This is a genomic window from Paenibacillus hemerocallicola, from assembly GCF_006265175.1.
Lineage (GTDB): Bacteria > Bacillota > Bacilli > Paenibacillales > NBRC-103111 > Paenibacillus_AB > Paenibacillus_AB hemerocallicola.
Genome location: NZ_VDCQ01000035.1, coordinates 15,122 through 33,954, shown reverse-complemented (window position 1 = coordinate 33,954; position 18,833 = coordinate 15,122). Strand labels below are relative to the sequence as shown.

Here is an 18,833-nt window from a genome sequence, read left to right as displayed (position 1 = left end):
TATTCCACGAGATTGCCGCTGTTGAAAACGTTGGCTCCCGTCCACGGATTCCCCATCGAGTCGAAAGGCATCGCGCCCTGGGCACCGGCGAGAAAATGATACGACAGACGCGAGTCTTTGACGGCTCCAAGTCGACATTTCCCCGAACTTGCCGCCCAACAACTCTTGTACGACTGCCGCAGCATTGGGATCCGGCTTCTCGACTTCCGGAATCTCGATCGCGATTTCGTCCATGCGTTTGAACATAAAAGGTTCAGCCTCGTCGATTGACAGCTATTCGTCTTTGCTCTATCTATTACACGTGCCCGTTCATGATTAAACGTCGCAATTCGATGCGCATGCTTCGCTTTTTCTGGGATCGCAGCACATTTTCATTTTAATGAGAATGGTTATCATTTATAATCGAAGGAGCAATGCCATAATGAAAGGCGGCGTATGGAATGACGGACATTGATTGGAATGTGCTTTCGAAGCAGTGGGCCGATTACAGCTTCAAGATCGGTCCGGTCGCCCATTTTGTAAAAGGACCGAATGAACTGTCCAACGCTTACCGAAGCGTAACGCCCTCGTTCACGATTACGAAGCGGGGGGAGGGCAAGCTCGTGCTCGACCAGCATACGTATGACCTGAAGCCGGGAACCGTCGTTCACAGTTCCGCCGATATGTGGATCCACGCCTGGAACATCGGAGACGAAACATTCGAATTTTATCGCGTCCTGTATACGGGGCATCTGTCTCCGGGCTTGCAGGGCAAGGATGCATACAGGCATTACCGGCTCGTAATCGGGGAATGCCCGCATTTGTATGCCCTTCTGGATCAAATGAGCGAGACGGCGGCCCGGGGAGACATTCAATCGGAGCTGCAGCTGAAGACGTTGTTTTACCAGTTCCTGAACGAGATGAGGCTGGCTGCCAAAAAACTGCAGGCGAACGATCATCGGGACATTATCGAGGAAACGATCGCTTATATTCATCTCCATATTCAGGAGACGCATTCCTTGTTCAGCTTGGCGAGCCGCTGCGGCATGAGTCCGAAATATTTTGCCGAGCTGTTTTTCAAGGTGGCCGGGGTCAGTCCGATTCACTATATCATTCGGCGTCGAATCCATCTGGCGGAGAAGATGCTGCTGACGACAAACGCGTCGATCCGGGAAATCGGGAAATGCGTCGGCTACAACGATCCGTATCAATTCAGCAAAATATTCAAGAAATACAGGGGAGTATCGCCGAGGGAGCTGAAAGCATCGGACAGATCGAACTAATCGTGCTGTCACTCGAACGACTCCAGCCGATTGGATTCGCGCCAGCGGCGATGCCGATACCGAATTAATCACATCAAAATTGCAGCATATATGCCATTCCTATTGGGCCTCTCTTGCGCTAGAATCAATAACGATAATCATTATCATTTTCATTATATTATGATTCGAGGGGACAGGAGAGGAACCATGAGCCGGAAAGCGATAGGCATGTTTGCAATGATCTTTATGATTCTGCTGGCGGCAGCGTGCTCGTCCAGCCAGCAAGCGCAGGAGCCGAATGACACGGCAGCTGGGAGCGGGGACACTGCGGCGGGAGCGGCGGCGCAGCCGAAGGAAGCTTCGAAGACGGACGATACGTTTCCCCGCAAGGTGGAAAGCGCCGGAGGCGGCGTTACGATAGAGAAGCGGCCCCAGAAGGTGGCGCTGGCTTCGTGGCAGCTTGTTGAGATGATGCTGCCCTTCGATCAGCCGTCGGTAGGGGTGACGCTTCCTTTCGCCGCCGCCAATTCGGTGCTGGAGTCGGAGCAGTTGAAGCCGCATGTCGATAAGTTCAAGGAATTCAAGATTGTGGGCGAGGGGACAAAGGTCAATCTGGAGGCGCTGCTGAGCTACGGTCCCAATCTGATCATTGCGGGCAGCAAAACGAATCTGGCGATCAAGGAGCAGCTGGAGCAAATCGCCCAAGTCGTCTGGATCGACGAGGAGTCGATCAACACGCGGACCGAATGGCCGAAGGTCGTTTCGCTGATCGGCAGTTTTCTGGGACAGGAGAAGCGAGCGGCGGAGCTGATCGAAAAGTTTGCCGCCACACAGAAGGCAGGAAAGCAAAAGCTTGCCGTCAGACAAGGCGAATCGGTCTTGTTCGTGCAGGTTCGCGATAAGGCGGTTTACGTCATGCAACCGAACACCTTGCTGCCCTATTATGACGGACTGGGCCTGACGCTGCCGAAAACGTCGGAAAATATGCCGGCCAATGGACAAATTACGCTGGAAGGCTTAAGCGTGATCAATCCGGATCATCTCGTGCTCGGTTACTTCAACTACACGAACAAATCTTTGGCGGCATTGACGGACGAGTGGGAGAAGAGCGAGGTATGGAAATCGCTCAAGGCCGTGAAAGAAAAACAGGTGTACGCATTAAATGGAGAGCTCGCCATGGGCCTGGGCCCGATCGGCCAGCAATACGGTTTGGAATCGATCATCAAAGCGATGGAAAAAAAGTGAGAGGGTGATTTCTACGACACCATCCGCATCTACCAAGGGAGCGCAGGACGAAAAGCGGACGAAGCCGCCATCGCCGATGAGCCGACTGAAGCCCTTTTTGGGAAAACGCAAGGCTGCGCTCTCCGGCGCTGTCGGGGCTGCGGTTCTGGCTACGCTGCTGGGACTTGTTCCGTATTGGGTCGTTTACCGTATTTGTGCAGGGTTACTCGACGGCAGCCTGCTTGCCGACCAAAAGCAGCTGCTGCTTTACGCCGTGATAGCCATGCTGTCTATTGGTCTGAAGGGGATTTTGACCGCCGTATCGATCGATTGGACGCATAAGGTCGCTTACGATGTCGTATACGACATTCGGATGGCGCTGGCCGACAAGCTGGTCCGGCTGCCGCTCGGCTACTTCGATCGGACGGACAGCGGCAAAATCAAACATACGCTGAACGAAGATGTGGAGCAGCTGGAGGAAGGGATCGCGCATCTGCTGCCGGACATCAGCACAAGCACGGCGCTGCCGATCCTGTCCTTCCTCCTGATGTTCTCGCTGGACTGGCGCATGGGGCTGGCGGTGCTCGGCTTTATCGGACTGACGGTGGTCGGCTACAGGATCGTCTTAAAGATTTTGAAGCCGATTCAGGCGGGGTACGGCAAGGCGGGACCGGCTATCAGCGGCGCCATTTTGACTTATGTGTACGGAATGAAGGTGATTCGCGCGTTCTCGCGCACCGATCATGCGTTCGAAGCTTATGCCAAAGCCGTTCGCGCTTATTCCGAGGCGATCTCCTCGATCGAGCGCCGGAGCATGCCGGCCAAGACGGCGGCTGTCCTGCTGTCGCGAACCGCCTTGCTGATCGTGGTGCCCGTCGGACTGTGGCTGATCGCCAAAGGCGAAGCGACTGTTCCGGTGCTGATTTTTTTTGTGCTTATGTCGATGGGCGTGGGGGCGGCCCTGTTCAAGATGCTGCGTTCAAGCGGCATGACGGCTTTTCGCCTGTCCGCCTCGCTTAAAAATGTAAGCCGGATGCTCGAGGAAGCGGAGATCCCTTCCGCCGAACGGCCGCTGCTGCCGGATGATACGACGATTCGTTACCGTCATGTCACATTTGCCTACAATCGGCAAAACGTGCTGGAGGATGTCTCGCTGGATATCCCGCCGGGAACGATGACCGCGCTTGTCGGGCCGTCGGGAGCCGGCAAGACTACGATGGCGCGCCTGCTGCCGAGGTTTTGGGATGTGTCCGGCGGCTCGATATCGATTGGCGGAGCCGATGTCCGCGACATCCCGGAGGACAAGCTGATGGCGCTTGTTTCCTTCGTGTTTCAGGATGCGTATCTGTTTCGCGGAACCGTGATGGACAATATCCGGCTCGGCAAGCCGGACGCGACTGATGAAGAAGTGAGGGCCGCCGCCCGGAAAGCGGCATGCGATGCGTTTATTCGGGAGCTGCCCGACGGGTACGAGACGATTGTCGGCGAAGGCGGGGTGACGCTCAGTGGAGGGCAGCGCCAGCGGATCAGTCTGGTGCGCGCCGTATTGAAGGATGCGCCGATCATCATGCTCGACGAGGCGACGGCGCTTGTCGATCCGGAAAATGAAGCCCGCATCCGCGATGCGCTGACCGCGCTGCTGCAACCGGGGCCTGGCAAGCCGAAGACGATTGTGGCCATCGCTCACCGCCTGGGGACGATCGTTCATGCCGATCAGATCGTCGTGATGGATGAAGGGAAAATCGTCCATACCGGGAAGCACGACGAGCTCCTGCGGGAAAGCGAGCTGTACCGGCGAGCTTGGGAAGCGTATCAGGCGGGGGCTGACGATCTGGATAACCTGGAAGCAGCGGATGCGGAACGGGAAGAAGGGAAGACGGAGACTTCCGGCGACGAGGCTGAGCCGAACGGGGGAGAGGTCCAGACCGATGCCGTTGTCGCGTCCCGTGGCTTCTCGGACGACAATTCGTCGGGGACAGTTGATCCGCACCGTCATTTGCTGGACATGTCCGCTCACAAGCAAACGATGCTGCTGGCAGGCGAGAAGAGCCGTACCGTGAGGTGGATTTACGCGTTTTCCATTCTGGAAAACGGGTTTGTCGCCCTCGGATCGCTTGCGATCGTAGCCGTGCTCTACGCGCTGCTCGTCGGAGATTACGACGCAGCCTGGCGAAGGGCTGCCTGGATGGGGCTGCTGTTTGTCGGACAGGCCGTTTTTTACTATTTGACCAACCGATGGTCGTTCCCGTTATTCGGTCATTTCCTGACGCATATGCGGCTGTATTTGGGAGATCGCCTTCGCCGCCTTCCCTTCGGATTTTTTGTCGAGCGCGATGCTTCCTTGCTCGAGTCGCGGATCAAAGCCGACGCCGGTACGTATATTTATATCCCGACCGTTGTGATCGTTTTGATGAAGGCGGCCGTCATTCCGCCGATTTTGCTGGCGGTAATGATCGGGGTCGACTGGCGGCTCGCGATTGCCTCGTTGATCGGAGTGCCGCTAAGCGTGCTGACCGCCTGGCTGGCCGAACGGAAGCTGCAGGAGGTGCTGCATCGGCTTTCGCTGGCCCGCGAGGATGCCAACAGCCGCATTCTGGAATATATCCGAGGGATTACGGTCATTCGCTCCTTCGGCATGACGGGCAGCCGCATGCACAGCTATGAAGAAGCCATTCGCCGGTACCGGGACGCCAGCATCGCCATTAACCGGAAACTGACGCCGTATACGTCGATCTACAGCATTTCATTCGAACTCGGATTTTCGCTCGTGCTTATTGTCGGCGGTTACTTGACCGGAGCCGGGACGCTGGCGCCCGCCGTATTTATGGCGTTCCTGGTGCTGGCGATCTGTTTCTACGAGCCGCTTCCGCTAATGGATTATGCGCTGTACCGGCGCATGTATATGACGAATGTCCGTCATATGAACGACATTATTCAGGCCGACGATCTGCCTGCCGCTTCCGGCACAAGGAAACCGGACGACTACGAAATCGCCTTTCGCAACGTTTCTTTCGGTTACAAGGAAAACGATGTGGTTCGGGGCTTGAATTTGTCGATACCGGCCAAGGGAACGACGGCGCTGGTCGGCCCGTCGGGCGGGGGAAAGACGACGATCCTGCACCTGATCGCCCGCTTCTGGGATGTGAGGGCGGGCGCGATTACGATTGGCGGTACGGACGTGCGCAGCATGGACAGCGACGAGCTGATGAAGCTGCTTGCCTTCGTATTCCAGGACGTCTACCTGTTCGACGATACGGTGGCGAACAATATCCGGTACGGCAAACCGGACGCGACCCTCGAGGAAGTCATGGAAGCCGCCCGGAAAGCGCGCTGCCACGACTTTATCCTGAAGCTGTCGGACGGATACGATTCGGTTGTCGGCGAGGGCGGCGGTTTGCTGTCGGGCGGACAAAGACAGCGCATTTCGATCGCCCGCGCCATGCTCAAAGACGCGCCGATCGTGCTGCTCGATGAAGCGACCGCCAGTGTGGACCCGGATAATGAACGGTATATTCAGGAAGCGTTCGAAGAACTGGCCAAGGACCGAACCGTCGTGATTATCGCGCACCGTCTGAACACCGTTCGCCGCGCGGACCGCATCGTCGTCATCGATCAGGGAGGCGTTGCGCAGCTCGGCACGCACAAGGAGCTGATCGGCCAAAGCGGCATTTACCGCCGCTTCTGGGAGGAGCGCCGTCGTGTCCGGAACTGGGAGTTTCGGGCGGAAGCCGAACGGCAAGAACGATGAACGGGATTATTGGAACAGCCGACATTATTCGGTGTTCGGAGCCGCGAAAGCGGCTCTTTTTTTTCGGCCCAGACGATTCGCCCCAATTACCCTATAATGAGCACCGAGCCGATCCCGTGATACACCGCAACCTCTTCCCCGAGAAACACCGCTCCGTCTGCCATGGAGACGATCGTGGACAGATTGGCAAATACGCTCATTCTCGACGCTTCCATCTTGGACAAAATGTAGTTTGACAACCAGGCAGTGAGCAGCGAGGATACAACGCCCAAAAACAGAACGGATACGATAAAGGCGCTGCTGGAAAGCGGTGCGAAAAACCGGTGGAGCGTCCCGCCCGCCGCATGACCAGTGAACGAAGCTCCTGCGGATCAGCATCTCCCAGACACAACACGAACAAATCGATGAAGGGGTCAAGGCGATCATGGAGGAAGTAAGGCGGGAAAGCAAATGGTAGTAAGTGGCGTGCCCGGACAGCCGATAAAGGGCAGGCGCGAAGGAGGCCCATCTTGAGTTCGAATATTGTTACCGCAGGAGTTTACGTGAATATCGATGGCTATTTCCCGTTCCAAGTTGGGCCAACGAAGTCGGGAACATCGTTGGGCGTCGTGTATTGGAGCCTTTCCCGCATCTCCGGCTTCTGGAAACATTACTTCGAATGCACCCTTGCATCGCTTAAAATCCATCCGGTATATTCCAGGCAAGCGACAGGGAATGTCATGCTTTTTTATAAACCGAGCGATTCTGTATAAAACTTCAGTGCCTTGTCCTGATCTTGCACGAATAAGCTGGTAACGATGATTTTCATACGGTTGTTGCCTCCTTTGATAATTGTTTTAACAAAATTACTTTACCCATCCTTCCAGCAAGTTTTTAAGGGGCTCTTTGTTGAACATAAGAACTCGATACTTTCCTTTTCGCACCGATTTTACGAGCCTTGCTTCATCCAACGTGGCAAGATGTTTGGCGATTGCCTGTCGCGAAATCGTAAGACCGCGCTTCGAGATTAGACGTACCGTCAGTTCATACAACATCTGCTCGTTGCGTTCGTAAATCGCGTATTTTGAATGATCGTATATCCGGCGTTAAACCAAATTTTCCCGCAAACCATAACAAGCTTTTTAATAGTAGCTTTTCACCCACGCATGGGGTTGCGGATATCAATAATCCTCCTGGTCTTAACAGTTCATTGATTCTCTGGAGAACCATTTGTTCATCTTCCAACAAAAGCAGAACATGAAAGACCAGGATGGCATCAAACGAGCCTTTCTTTGCGCCTTTATGGTTTGACTCCCACGCCGAATGGAAAATTGCCAACGGTAACGGTAGCGATTACGGTATTGCTCTCGCCATCGATGATAGAGACGTTATCGTCGGCCGCATTCGCAACATAGAAAGACTAGGATTGGTACTTGCGAGAATGAAGCCTGCAAGCAAAACAGCAAGAAATTGACTTTTAACGAAAACAATGTCCTATATGCAAGCTGAGAGGAGGAAAGCTATAATGCAACTAACGGCGAGCTCCCGGAATGGTTTGATATGGAAGGCGAAGACATGGATACCCAAAACGTTCGAACGGGGGTATGGAAAATGGCGGATCAAGGGCATCACCGATTGCAGTCTTCAGAAGGACAAACTCCCAAGCTCGAGCGACGAAAAGTGTTGGCCGCGCTCGGGATGTTGGGTACGGCGGCAGCCGCCGGCAGTTTGTGGAACGGCATGGCTCATGCGGACGCTTCAGTGTCGGAGGCCGTATATGGCTCGGACCCGGAACTGTACAGAATGAAACTCAGGGAGCTGCTGCATATGGACTTTTGCATAGCGACAACCGTTGCCGCGCTTCGCGCCTTTACGGACCCGGACCCGGACTGTATTTATTATGTCAAAGACCCGGGGCAGGAGGGACCTTTCATCTACGATCCTGCGGATACCGCATCTGCCGACAATACGGGAACGGTTCTCGTTTCGTCTTCTGGGGCTCGTTATAAAAGACTGTATACGGGCAGGGTGGAGGTAAAATGGTTCGGGGCTAAAGGGAACGGGACGACAGACGACACCGCCGCGATCCAAGCCGCATTCGATTATATCGTAGGAAGCCCGAGCCGGAGTTTGTTTTTTTCCGAAGGGGTCTATCTCATTTCCGATACGGTTACAGTGCCCTATGTCCATGCGTCGGGCATCCATATTTCCGCTGACAATGCCTGGTACGGAAGAGCGCGAATTCAGGCGGCCAACAACTCGTTCAGCCCGATGATCCGCTGCATGTCCGGGGGAGTCAAGCTGTCGAATCTGTACATTCGCGGAGCGGGAGCGCCGCAGGACGGTATCGTGATGAAGATGACGGATGCGCCGGACAATAATGTTGACGCTTACAACGATCTGGATGCCATCGTGGAGAATTGCCTGATCATGGTGCTTCGGATCGGTCTGGATGCATACGGCCGCCAGCTGCTGGTCAAGGACAATCTGTTCAGCTCCGTTTACCTCGGTATCCGGATCAATCCAATGAACAGCATCGGCCTTTACGGAGGGCCGTCCCGCGCATACCGGATCCACGATAACAGCTTTCATGCCATAAAATGGACGGGGACGGACCATAGCGAAATGGGCTGCATCGTCGTTTCTTCTCCGACAGCGTACGGGCTGTCGATTCAAAATAATTTCAACGATTCGTTCGCTACTTTTTTTTACGGCCGGCTGGTCGATTCATTGATCGCCAACAATGCATGCTATCATACGGTCAACTACGGCTGTTATGTGTTGGAGGCGTCCAACTCCACGATATCGGGAAATAACTTTATCCAGGCGAGACGGTACAACGAAGTGCCCGGCGTGTATCCCGCTTATGCCAGCAGAGGTCTCGTCTTTGCCGAAAGCGCCTCCTATATGAATGTGACGGGCAATCGGTTCGGCTATTGCGACAAGGCGGCGATCCGATTTGCCAAAGGCGGAAAGGCGAACATCGTTTCCCAAAATATCGTGTATCGCTGGAATCTCGTCGCCGACGGGTCTGCGGCCATCGAGGTCGATGCGGCGGGATATGCGCAAATCGGCTCCGTGTTCAGCGACAACATGATCGTCAATCCGGACAACAGAGCCCTGACCGCGATCAGGGGGATCGCACCGGGCAGCAGCGGGAACCGGTTTATCGGCAACAACGCTTGCGATACGGTTCCGGGCAGCACGACGATGTACGACCTCCCGGAACAACCGTTCGAAGCGTATATTCGTGCCGACCGCGCGAAAAGCGGGCAAATCTCTTTTACGGGAGACGGTGTCGCCACCGCCCGCCTGATTCCACATGGACTCGGCTATGCCCCGGAGGCAGGCGATTACCAGGTGAGCGCCGCCTCGGCCTCCGCAGCGGCGGCGGGGGTATGGGCGGAGAGCGCCGATGCGACGCATCTTACCGTCCGGTTCGTTACTGCGCCGGAACTTGGAGAGACGGTGAAGCTGAACTGGTCGGCGCATTACAAGGGATAGAAAGCGGCGAGGAAAGGGACATGCGGAAGCGAGTAGGATTTCTGAGGTGCGAAGCAATAAAAACCGCGTAAATCGCGGTTTTTTTCTAATTTCTCTATGAGCAAAAGGAAAATTTAAAACGGATTGATTCCGGTTTCACCCGGTGCTAGTATTGGTATGACTATATTACTCTTATCGGGGCTTGAAGCGAAAGGATCCGTAAATGAAAATTTACCATCGCTGGCTAATGTCGTATTTGCCTGTTTTTCTGACGATCGTCTCTATTCTGATTTTTCTATTCTTCACGGTACTTGGGAATTACGCGAAGCAGCAAGCGGTCAAAGCGAATGAAGTATTCGCCCGCAACATTATGCAGACAACCGATTCCATCCTGCGTTTTTCGGAACAGACGATGATCAAGGAAATATTGACGAATGATCGGATTCGGCTTTTTTTTGACGGCGATCCTTTAAGCGATCCTTACGAAACTTATCTTATTTCCCAAAGAGTGCGTGATTTGTCGACCTATTTGTTATCGATCGATTCGATTTATTTGTATCGGGTATCCGATCAGGTTGTGCTGACATCGAATACGATGATTCCGCTTGAGCAATTTGCGGATCGCGCTTTTCTCGAAAGGGCAATGAAGGCTGAAGGCGCTCATCCGTGGTCCGTCATCCGTTCCTTCAGGGAATTTCAAGGAGAGACAACCGTTCAGAAGCAGGTGATTTCCTTATCCAAAACAATTCCGCTTAATTCCGGAGTCCAGGGACTTATCGTGGCCAATATTCAGCTGAGCAAACTGGAAGAAGCGCTCCGGGAGCTTTTGGTTTCGGATTTAAATTTTTTGTCGCTAGCCGACGCGAGTGGCGCGCCATTGATCGGGAGCGAGCCAAGCTCGGGCAGTGTATTGACATCGCTCACATCCGATTATTCGGGTTGGACGGTTAAATCCGGTTTCAAGCAAACGAACGCTTATGGCTATTTGTCCTCCATTTCGAATGTCTGGTATGCAGCTATGCTGTCCTCGGTGCTTGTGGGGATTACATGGTTATTTCTTGCCGCTCGGAGACATTATCGCCCGATACAGCTGATCGAATCCAACATCCGGCTGCACACTAGGAACGTCAATCGGCCACCGGGGAAAACGGCGTGGGGTGAACGCCAGGATGAATTTCATTTCATTCGAACGGCGATTGATGAACTGGTCGAGCACTCCAAAGATTTTGACAAAAAAGCGGAGGAGAGCGCAGGATTTCGCAGGAGGCTGTTATTCAAAAGAATATTGGAAGACGCAGAGCCCCTTCTGGCAGAAGAGTGGGAGCTGGAGATGCAGCGTGTCGGGCTAGCGGATCAAGGCTGCCAAATTGCCGTAGTCGTATTCGAGATCGATCATATGAATAAGTTTGTCGGCGCTTATTCCCCTCAAGATCAAAGCTTGCTGAAATTCGCCGTATCCGCATCCGTTCGGGAAACGGGCCAGCAGATGAATAAGCACGTATGGTGCGAATGGATGCGCCAAGACCAATTGGCGGCTATGATCTTGGCCGGACAAGGGCAAACGGAGCTCGACGCTTGGCTCCAAAGCTTTTGCAATCAAGCCGGGCAATGGATCGGGCAGCACTTGCCCTTTACGGTTTCATGCGGAATCGGATCCGTTATCGACTTCCCCGGACATATTGCCAGATCCTACTCCGAGGCGTTGGAGGCGCTGCAATACAAATCGCATTCCGGCATCCATGCGGTCATTTCGTATGGCGAGATCAACACTCCGCCGCAAGGTCATCTATTGCAATATGCGGATCGGATCGTTTCGACAGCGCAAGCTTTTCGCGCGGGACAGACGAACTGGGAGGAGCAGCTTCGCGACTTGTTCGCGACGTTCAAGACTGCCGCTGTCAGACGTGAAGATGCGGCCGATTTTATCCACTATTTCATCTTTGCCTTGGACAAGGAGTGCAAGACGCTCCCGACCGGGCTTCGATTGATCTGGGAACAGGAGGCGTTGCCGGACATCAGAGCCAAAGTAGAAGGCTTTATCCAATTAGAAGAAGCGGAGGAAATCATCCATACGGTCCTTCGGACTTTATCGGAGCAACTTCAGCTGCAGAAGCAAAAAAGGGAAAGCCGCAAGTTCATTTTGCAAATCAAGGAGTATATAGAAGCCCATTATTCCAATCCCGATCTGTCGCTTACTCACATCAGCGAAACGTTTCAGCTCCATATGAAGACCGTAAGTCGACTGTTCAAAGAGGAATTCGGAGAGAATTTCGTGGATTACGTGGCCAAAGTAAGAATGGAGGAAGCCAAGCGGTTATTAGTCGTGGATTCGCCGGACTCCGTGCAGGATATCGCCCATAAGGTGGGGTACACGCATGCCATTACGTTTATTCGCGTGTTCAAGAAATGGGAAGGGACAACGCCGGGCGATTACCGCAAAATGAATCGGGAATCTTAAGCGTCCAACGCGTCCAACGAGGAAATTCCTCTACCCGAGATTTTGATCTATCTTGAGCTTGTACGCGATGCCTGAAATAAACGCAAAAACCGTGGTCCGCTTCGACAAGAAGCGGATTTTTGGCGTTTCCAATGGAATATGGTCTATGCGCAAGAATCATATCTATTGAGCGGAGGCTCCGTTGTCCCTATAGTTTGGAATGTAAACGATCACATTCGCATCGCAGAGAGGAGAACCAAGAAGTGGGAGTCAGATTGCGCAAGAACATTCCCTTGTTCGTCATGTTTATTCCGGTTATTCTGTTTTACGCCCTTTTCAAGTATTGGCCCATGCTCGGCGTTGTAATCGCATTCAAGGATTACAACTTTATCCAAGGCATCTGGGATAGCCCCTGGGCAGGCATGAAGCATTTTCGCATGTTATTCGATAACCCGCAGTCGTTAGAAATCATTCGTAATACGTTTGTGCTGGGCATGTTGTCCATATTCGTCGGATTTCCTTTTCCGATTATACTTGCCATTCTGCTAAACGAGCTAAAGAAAATGTGGTTCAAACGGTTCGTGCAGACCTTGGTTTACTTGCCTCATTTTTTCTCTTGGGTCATTGTAGGCGGGATCGTGCTGACCCTGTTCGCCCAGGAATCGGGAATTATCAATCATCTGATGCTGCGGTTGACGGGAGACGTCTATCCCTTTTTATATAAACCGGCTTCTTGGATCGCCATTTTCCTCGGAGCGGGCATCTGGAAGGAATCCGGTTTCGCGGCCATTATTTATCTTGCGGCCTTAAGCTCAATCGATCCTAGCCTATATGAAGCCGCGGGGATGGACGGGGCCAACAAATGGAAGCAAATGATCCATATTACGATTCCGGGCATAGCCTCGACAATTGTCATCATGTTCATCCTGTCGATCGGGAATGTGCTGGAGGTTGGATTCGATAAGGTATTCGTCTTGCAAAACCCGGTCGTCTCAAGTATTTCGGAGGTTATCTCTACTTACGTTTACCGAATTGGTATCGAAGGGGCGCAGTTCAGCTTCACGGCCGCCCTCGGGTTGTTCGAATCCGTCGTAGGTCTTGTTCTCGTGGTGCTAGCGAACCGAACCGCGAGAAAATTCGGACAGGGGTTATGGTAATGCCTTCCTATCAAGAACTTATAAAAGGGGAAACCAATGAGAACTTCATTCGGAGAGAAACTGTTTTATCGCTTGAATGCCCTGATACTTGGACTGATCGCGCTTAGCTGTTTGCTGCCGATCCTGCATGTGGCCGCTCTCAGCCTAAGCGACCCTCATCATATCGTGTCGGGCAGCGTCTCGCTCTGGCCAAGGGGATGGAGCCTGGATTCTTACCGTTTACTGATGAGCGGAACAAGAATCGTGCAAGCGTTCTTGAACAGCGTCCTGATCACGGTTGTGGGCGTTGTCGGCAGCTTGGCGTTTACGATTCTCGCGGCGTATCCCTTGTCGCGTTCCTACATGTATGGCCGACGTTTTTTCACATTGGCGATCGTATTTACGATGCTGTTCAGCGGCGGCATGATTCCAACCTATCTGGTCGTCAAATCGTTAGGGTTGATGAATACGTACGGAGCGTTATGGCTTCCGGCTCTTATAAGCACCTACTACATGCTGATTATGCGAACCTTCTTCGCCAATATCCCCGGCGAACTGGAGGAAGCCGCCCGAATGGATGGCTGCGGGGAATTTCGATACTTGGCGCGAATCGTTCTTCCGCTGTCGCTTCCGGTTATGGCTACCGTCGCCCTCTTTTACGCCGTCGGTTACTGGAACTCGTTTGTAGGCGTGCTCTTGTACATCCAGGATATCGAGAAATATAATTTGGCCGTTCTGGTTCAGCAGATGATCCGAAGTCAATCTCTGCTCCAGGAAATCAACAATTTGCCCGTACAGGAGCAAACGGTCGTAACGCCGGAAGGAATCAAATCGGCCGGGATCATGGTAATGGTCATTCCCATGATCGTGATTTACCCCTTTCTGCAAAAATATTTTATTCAGGGTGTTATGATCGGCGCGATCAAAGGCTGATACCTGGATTTTATATTCCAAACCATTCGTGCTGGAGGTGAGGCCTCGTAACAACGGGACTAAGGCGCGATCAAAAAATGGCGGACCTCATGTTGTCCGATCATACGCGTCACTACGCTTTTTTCGGACAACCAATTGGTCTATTATTTTTTGATCGCGCCTAAGGAACTGCGACGAAATAACGTCCCTCCCTTGGGCGGACAGAAGGCTGCCTGGACTGAAGGGGACGCCGCCAAACAGGCAGGTAATTTCGTCGCAGTTCCTAAGGCAACTGCTATACTGAAAGGAAAAAATCCAAATGTGGAGGGTCAAAAATGAAAGCAGCTGTTAACCGCAATTTCAACGGGCTAAAGCTTGGGATGGTCGTGGTGTTGTCTTCCGGCGCTCTGCTCGCCGCCTGCAGTAAATCGGAATCGCCTGCCGCAACCGAGAATCCGTCTTCGGCGCAGTCTTCGCCTACAACGGCCAAACGCGGACAAATCACAGCCTCCATCTATGACCGGGGCAATATCCCGGCGGAGGAAGGAACGCCGATCAAGAACAGGTGGACCGACTGGTTGAATCAGAACGGTCCGACGGACGTGAAATTCGTCTCGGTGCCTCGCGCCGAATCGGAGAAAAAGCTGAACCTCTTATTCGCCTCTGGCGGAGCGCCGGATCTCATCTTCGAATTTAGCGCGCCGTTCAAAAATCAAGCCTACGCGCAAAAACAATTAATGCCGCTTGATGAGCCGATTGCCAAATACAGCAAGGAATACAAAGCCCTATTGGAAAAATACCCTGCCTTGAAGAAACTCGGCATGAAAGACGACGGCAAATTGTACGGACTTGGTTATGTCGCACCTTTGGATACCAACCATGTACTTTATGTTCGCGCCGATTGGCTGAAAAAGTTGAATTTGGAAGTTCCCGAAACGACGGAGGACATGTATAAGGTCATCAAAGCCTTTGCGGACAACGATCCGGATGGCAATGGCAAAAAGGATACCTTCGGCATTAATCTGAGCTTCGTAGGGGGACAAATCGTCCACGCCATGTTCGGCTATAGCGAATTCGGGATCAACAACGGCAATTATGTCCATCAATGGGATCGGGCGGCGGCAGCCTATACATTCAAGAAACAGCTGTACGACAACGGGCTTGTCGATAAGGATTTCTTGACCGACAGCAACGGGGAAAAAGCCCAGCAGGATTTCGTCAATGGAAAGCTAGGCATATTTGGGGCCAATGGAGGAGCGAACGCATTGGGCTATAAAGTATTCGAGTCGTTCAAGAAAAACAACCCGAGCGGCGAAATCATTGCCATTCCTTTGCCCAAGTCCAGCTTCGGCCAGTTTAGTCCGGCCATCAATCCGCCCATATTCATTACAACGGTAGTCAACGCTGCAGCCAAAGATCCGGAAGCCATTATGAAGTACGTCGATTTCCTTGTGAAAGAGTCCACCGGAAATACGCTGAAGTATGGCCTGGAAGGCACGCACTACAAAAAAGGGGCAAACGGCTGTCCGGCTCCCAACCAGCCGATCTCTACCAAAGAGGTCTCATGGACCGCGGATTATCGGATGCTGTATTCAACCGTGCAAGAAGGCGATTGCGCGAGGTACATTTCTCAGTTGGACACTTCGAAACCGATCGACAAGGAATTCGCCGAGATTGTTAAAAGCTCGGATGACGCCTACCTGAAAGTGGAGCGTCCGATCTACTACGACATTGATCAAAATTCCTTGCCTTCTTTACCTCAAGACTTGCAATTAATCTATACGAACGGATTAAAGGCCGCAGCGGATATCTGGTCGAAAGCCACTGTCGGAGGGGCCTCGTACCCGATCGAGAAAGCCCTGGCAGATGCCAAATCCGCCTGGGAAAAGGCCGGCGGCTTGCAGGTAGACGACTTCTATAAGAAGTGGTTTACCGACAACAAAGCCTCCATCGTGCTTACGAAAGACTGGTATACGAAATAATTCGCCGTTCGGACCAATTTCAACTGGATATGCCGAGCGAACAAGCCATCCATGACTGGAGCATCAACTTTGACGGTGTGCAGACGATATCGCTTTGGCTGGACGGCGTCAAAGTTGCCGAGCATGCCGGGATGGGCAGGTCGATGCCGGCACTACGGACGGCTACGGATGTCACCGACACGATCGTGAGCGGAAACTCGATCGTGGCAGCCCGGCAATGTATTTTTCTGGCTACAGGAGCGAACGGCTCGGATGTGCGCATTACGCAGGACAATGTATTCTCGGGTGCCGGCGCGCCTGTAGGCAATGCAGGCTATGTGTAGCGGTTGATGACTCCGGAAGGCTTGGCCAAGGGCGCGACGGTCAGTTCGGCCGACAGCGTGCCAACGGCCGGGGATTGGGTGCGGGGATCGCTGGTGTACAAGACGGACGTTTCTTCATCGGATTATGTCGGATGGGTGTGTGTAACCGGCGGAACGTCCGGCGTGTGGGAGCCGTTCGGCCGTATCGGAGAGGAGCGGCTTGTTCTCCGATCGCCTTTGGGCAGCCGGTATGCCGTGCCGGTGACCAATACCGGAACGCTGCAAACCTCGTTGTTGTAGGGCCGTTCAAGTAAGAGCGAGTCAAGGACCTCCATCCCCTCATTCAGGGGACTGGGGGTCCTTTCGCGTTTCGTTCGGGCGCATCGGATATCGAGGAGCAGGCCAGAGAAGCGGTTGAGCTTGTGCTGTGCTATTGCCCAAGTCGGGGGCTGACGGGGCCGGGAAGACGGTCCGTGCTGAGATGGAAGTGATTGCCCGAGGCTCTTTTTACGCTTAATTGCGTTAGCTCATCCTTCGAGTACGTCGATAAGTTCATCTTCGAATTGACATAAAAACGAAAAATAAGATAGCATTGGACTAGCATTCGAATGTAGTGAGTGCTAATTGCGATTTTTAGTGGAAACTGATACCCATGTCATCCCAGGTGTTATAAATTTATCGACCGTTATCTTGAAGCGGACCGCTGGGGCGATCTGTTGTCCACCTATGCCGGGAACGGTTATCCTCAGATGTGGAAGTCGTTGTTCACGTGCTTCGAGATGTTCAGACAGTCCTCCAGTGCGGTGGCGGACATTTTCGGCTATCCATATCCGGATTACGATCGGGCAATCACCGCGTATACGAAGCAGCAATATCGTGATAAGTCGGTATAGCGTCCACAGGCTTCCCGTGCTGAAGATCGAGCGGATCGATGCCGGACACCATGAAAAATGTTGGTGCATGGAGGTGGCCATGCTGCGGGAAATTTGATCGCAAAGGAGTCCTAGCAATCTTGAAACTCTCCCAATCTCAATCTTTTGTTCGTTTTTGGGCTGCCTCCACGACTTCTTACTTTGGCACCTATATCACCTCGCTGTCCCTTCAGGTCTTAATCGTGGCCAACCTTCAAGGAGGAGCCGCAGACGTGGGGTGGATGAATGCGTCCAGGTGGCTTCCCTATGTCGTTCTTGGACTTGTCGCCGGGGTGATGATTGATCGGGCTCAGCGTAAATATGTGCTTGTGTTAACGGATTTGGGACGGGGTATCTTGATGGCTTTAATCGGGTTGACGGATCTATTCGGAACGCTTCAAATGGGCTGGTTGATGGTCATGATGATGGGATTCGGCATATTGTCCATTTTCCATGATGCGGCCTACCAGTCTTTTGTGCCCCAATTGGTGCCGAAAGATATGTTGACCCGAGCGAACGCGCGTCTGGAACAGAGCGCCGCCGTGGCTGAATCCAGCGGTCCGGCACTAGCCGGAGGCTTGGTTGCTTGGGTTGGAGCCCCGTTCACGGTTCTGGTCAACGCGGCGGCTTACGGGATGTCCGGAGCATGGATGGCTTCGATCCAACACGCGTCCAAAGTGGAAGCGCCGGCCGGATCTGTTCGGACGCAAGTGAAAGAAGGATTGCGATGGGTGTATCGGCATCCCTATCTGCGATCGCTCGCCCTCAATACGCATGCCTGGTTTTTCTTTCACAGCATGACGGGGGCGGTATTGGTCACCTTTGCCCTTGTCGAGCTTGGCTTTAACGAATCGAAAGTCGGCTTTGCTCTTGCGGCTGCGGGAATTGGAGCGGTAGCGGGGAGTTTCCTGTCCACCATGGTTGGACAGCGTCTTGGCGTCGGCCTTGCGATGACATTCTCCCGCATATTATACGTCCCCGCCTTGTTCTTGATTGCAGTGGCGCCTTCCGTCGATTCATTCCATAGCCCCGTCTTCCCGATGTTCGTGGTGATGTCGGGACAATTTCTATATGGTTTTGCAATGGGCGTCGAAGGACCGTTGGAAATGGGCTATCGCCAAACCGTTACTCCGCTCTCCCTGCAAGGACGTATGAACGCTACGATGAGATCGATCAATCGCAGTATGATCGTGATCGGGGCGCCCCTGGGTGGACTAATTGCAGACACGTTCGGGTTCCGCACCTCTTTGACCCTTGCCGTGGCGGGATTAGCGTTTTGCGCAATCTGGTTCTGGCTCTCCCCGATGCGCCATGCTAAGCTTGATGAAAATCAAATTGAAGGAGTATGATGTTGCTGAAAATGATGGCTGCAGCGCCAATCTTATTTTTGATCGAGTTTGAGGAAGTGCTCACGTTATCCCGCAGACGAACGGCGGGACGCGGGCTGTTGACTGTCGTCGAAAGCGGATGCTCGACCA

Annotated in this window: 15 protein-coding genes and 3 pseudogenes; 13 read left to right on the top strand and 5 right to left on the bottom strand. The window is 53.2% G+C overall.

The annotated features are described in order from the left end of the window. Window positions 1-2 precede the first annotated feature (2 nt). A pseudogene (locus FE784_RS22680) lies at window positions 3-246 on the bottom strand (manganese catalase family protein); the annotation flags it as partial. A gap of 194 nt (window positions 247-440) precedes the next feature. Between FE784_RS22680 and FE784_RS22675 the strand changes: the two are divergent. The 3 genes from FE784_RS22675 (at window position 441) to FE784_RS22665 (ending at window position 6,213) form a co-directional block, all read left to right on the top strand. Further along, window positions 441-1,262 (top strand): helix-turn-helix domain-containing protein, encoded by an 822-nt coding sequence (locus FE784_RS22675; RefSeq protein ID WP_139604511.1) that lies wholly within the window; start codon window positions 441-443, stop codon window positions 1,260-1,262. A 186-nt stretch (window positions 1,263-1,448) separates the two neighbouring features. Further along, window positions 1,449-2,486, top strand: a complete 1,038-nt coding sequence (locus FE784_RS22670) for an ABC transporter substrate-binding protein (protein WP_246132133.1) — start codon at window positions 1,449-1,451, stop codon at window positions 2,484-2,486. Between the two features lie 4 nt (window positions 2,487-2,490). Continuing rightward, window positions 2,491-6,213 carry an ABC transporter ATP-binding protein gene (locus FE784_RS22665; protein WP_218103797.1) on the top strand — a complete coding sequence of 1,241 codons (3,723 nt, stop codon included), beginning with the start codon at window positions 2,491-2,493 and terminating at the stop codon, window positions 6,211-6,213. Between the two features lie 86 nt (window positions 6,214-6,299). Here the strand turns inward: FE784_RS22665 and FE784_RS22660 are convergent, their stop codons facing one another. The 4 genes and pseudogenes from FE784_RS22660 to FE784_RS42925 form a co-directional block, all read right to left on the bottom strand. Next, window positions 6,300-6,485 carry an EamA family transporter gene (locus FE784_RS22660; RefSeq protein WP_246132132.1) on the bottom strand — a complete coding sequence of 62 codons (186 nt, stop codon included), beginning with the start codon at window positions 6,483-6,485 and terminating at the stop codon, window positions 6,300-6,302. A 438-nt stretch (window positions 6,486-6,923) separates the two neighbouring features. Next, a pseudogene (locus FE784_RS22655) lies at window positions 6,924-7,021 on the bottom strand (VOC family protein); the annotation flags it as partial. A 37-nt stretch (window positions 7,022-7,058) separates the two neighbouring features. After that, window positions 7,059-7,262: pseudogene (locus tag FE784_RS42010) on the bottom strand (helix-turn-helix domain-containing protein); the annotation flags it as partial. Continuing rightward, on the bottom strand, window positions 7,237-7,437 hold the full coding sequence (locus FE784_RS42925; RefSeq protein ID WP_425465559.1) for a class I SAM-dependent methyltransferase: 201 nt from the start codon (window positions 7,435-7,437) through the stop codon (window positions 7,237-7,239). The pseudogene FE784_RS42010 and the gene FE784_RS42925, both read right to left, overlap by 26 nt. Before the next feature lie 25 nt (window positions 7,438-7,462). On the opposite strand from FE784_RS42925, the gene FE784_RS42920 reads away from it, so the two are divergent. The 10 genes from FE784_RS42920 (at window position 7,463) to FE784_RS22595 (ending at window position 18,704) form a co-directional block, all read left to right on the top strand. Beyond that, window positions 7,463-7,666: a hypothetical protein gene (locus tag FE784_RS42920; protein WP_425465560.1), complete on the top strand. Its 204-nt coding sequence runs from the start codon at window positions 7,463-7,465 to the stop codon at window positions 7,664-7,666. A 101-nt stretch (window positions 7,667-7,767) separates the two neighbouring features. Continuing rightward, the gene (locus tag FE784_RS22635) at window positions 7,768-9,696 is read left to right on the top strand and encodes a glycosyl hydrolase family 28-related protein (RefSeq protein ID WP_176706439.1); all 1,929 of its coding nucleotides are present in this window, start codon (window positions 7,768-7,770) and stop codon (window positions 9,694-9,696) included. Between the two features lie 202 nt (window positions 9,697-9,898). Next, complete coding sequence (locus FE784_RS22630; protein WP_139604507.1) at window positions 9,899-12,133, top strand: helix-turn-helix domain-containing protein; 2,235 nt, start codon at window positions 9,899-9,901, stop codon at window positions 12,131-12,133. A 242-nt stretch (window positions 12,134-12,375) separates the two neighbouring features. Continuing rightward, window positions 12,376-13,269 (top strand): ABC transporter permease, encoded by an 894-nt coding sequence (locus FE784_RS22625; RefSeq protein WP_425465558.1) that lies wholly within the window; start codon window positions 12,376-12,378, stop codon window positions 13,267-13,269. 36 nt (window positions 13,270-13,305) lie between these two features. Beyond that, the gene (locus FE784_RS22620; RefSeq protein ID WP_139604506.1) at window positions 13,306-14,181 is read left to right on the top strand and encodes a carbohydrate ABC transporter permease; all 876 of its coding nucleotides are present in this window, start codon (window positions 13,306-13,308) and stop codon (window positions 14,179-14,181) included. 314 nt (window positions 14,182-14,495) lie between these two features. Further along, window positions 14,496-16,142 carry an extracellular solute-binding protein gene (locus FE784_RS22615; protein ID WP_139604505.1) on the top strand — a complete coding sequence of 549 codons (1,647 nt, stop codon included), beginning with the start codon at window positions 14,496-14,498 and terminating at the stop codon, window positions 16,140-16,142. 29 nt (window positions 16,143-16,171) lie between these two features. Next, window positions 16,172-16,465 carry a hypothetical protein gene (locus FE784_RS22610; protein WP_139604504.1) on the top strand — a complete coding sequence of 98 codons (294 nt, stop codon included), beginning with the start codon at window positions 16,172-16,174 and terminating at the stop codon, window positions 16,463-16,465. Between the two features lie 3 nt (window positions 16,466-16,468). Then, window positions 16,469-16,744: a fimbrial protein gene (locus tag FE784_RS22605; RefSeq protein ID WP_139604503.1), complete on the top strand. Its 276-nt coding sequence runs from the start codon at window positions 16,469-16,471 to the stop codon at window positions 16,742-16,744. A 377-nt stretch (window positions 16,745-17,121) separates the two neighbouring features. Beyond that, entirely contained in the window at window positions 17,122-17,337 is a 216-nt protein-coding gene (locus tag FE784_RS22600; RefSeq protein ID WP_139604560.1) for an aminoglycoside 6-adenylyltransferase, read from the top strand. A gap of 119 nt (window positions 17,338-17,456) precedes the next feature. Next, entirely contained in the window at window positions 17,457-18,704 is a 1,248-nt protein-coding gene (locus FE784_RS22595; protein WP_139604502.1) for an MFS transporter, read from the top strand. Window positions 18,705-18,833: the final 129 nt, after the last annotated feature.

What these genes read in the sequence shown, in the direction of transcription:
- FE784_RS22675 (WP_139604511.1), top strand. Translation starts at nt 441, where the DNA reads ATGACGGACATTGATTGGAATGTGCTTTCGAAGCAGTGGGCCGATTAC.
- FE784_RS22670 (WP_246132133.1), top strand. Translation starts at nt 1,449, where the DNA reads ATGAGCCGGAAAGCGATAGGCATGTTTGCAATGATCTTTATGATTCTG.
- FE784_RS42920 (WP_425465560.1), top strand. Translation starts at nt 7,463, where the DNA reads ATGGCATCAAACGAGCCTTTCTTTGCGCCTTTATGGTTTGACTCCCAC.
- FE784_RS22635 (WP_176706439.1), top strand. Translation starts at nt 7,768, where the DNA reads ATGGATACCCAAAACGTTCGAACGGGGGTATGGAAAATGGCGGATCAA.
- FE784_RS22630 (WP_139604507.1), top strand. Translation starts at nt 9,899, where the DNA reads ATGAAAATTTACCATCGCTGGCTAATGTCGTATTTGCCTGTTTTTCTG.
- FE784_RS22620 (WP_139604506.1), top strand. Translation starts at nt 13,306, where the DNA reads ATGAGAACTTCATTCGGAGAGAAACTGTTTTATCGCTTGAATGCCCTG.
- FE784_RS22615 (WP_139604505.1), top strand. Translation starts at nt 14,496, where the DNA reads ATGAAAGCAGCTGTTAACCGCAATTTCAACGGGCTAAAGCTTGGGATG.
- FE784_RS22610 (WP_139604504.1), top strand. Translation starts at nt 16,172, where the DNA reads ATGCCGAGCGAACAAGCCATCCATGACTGGAGCATCAACTTTGACGGT.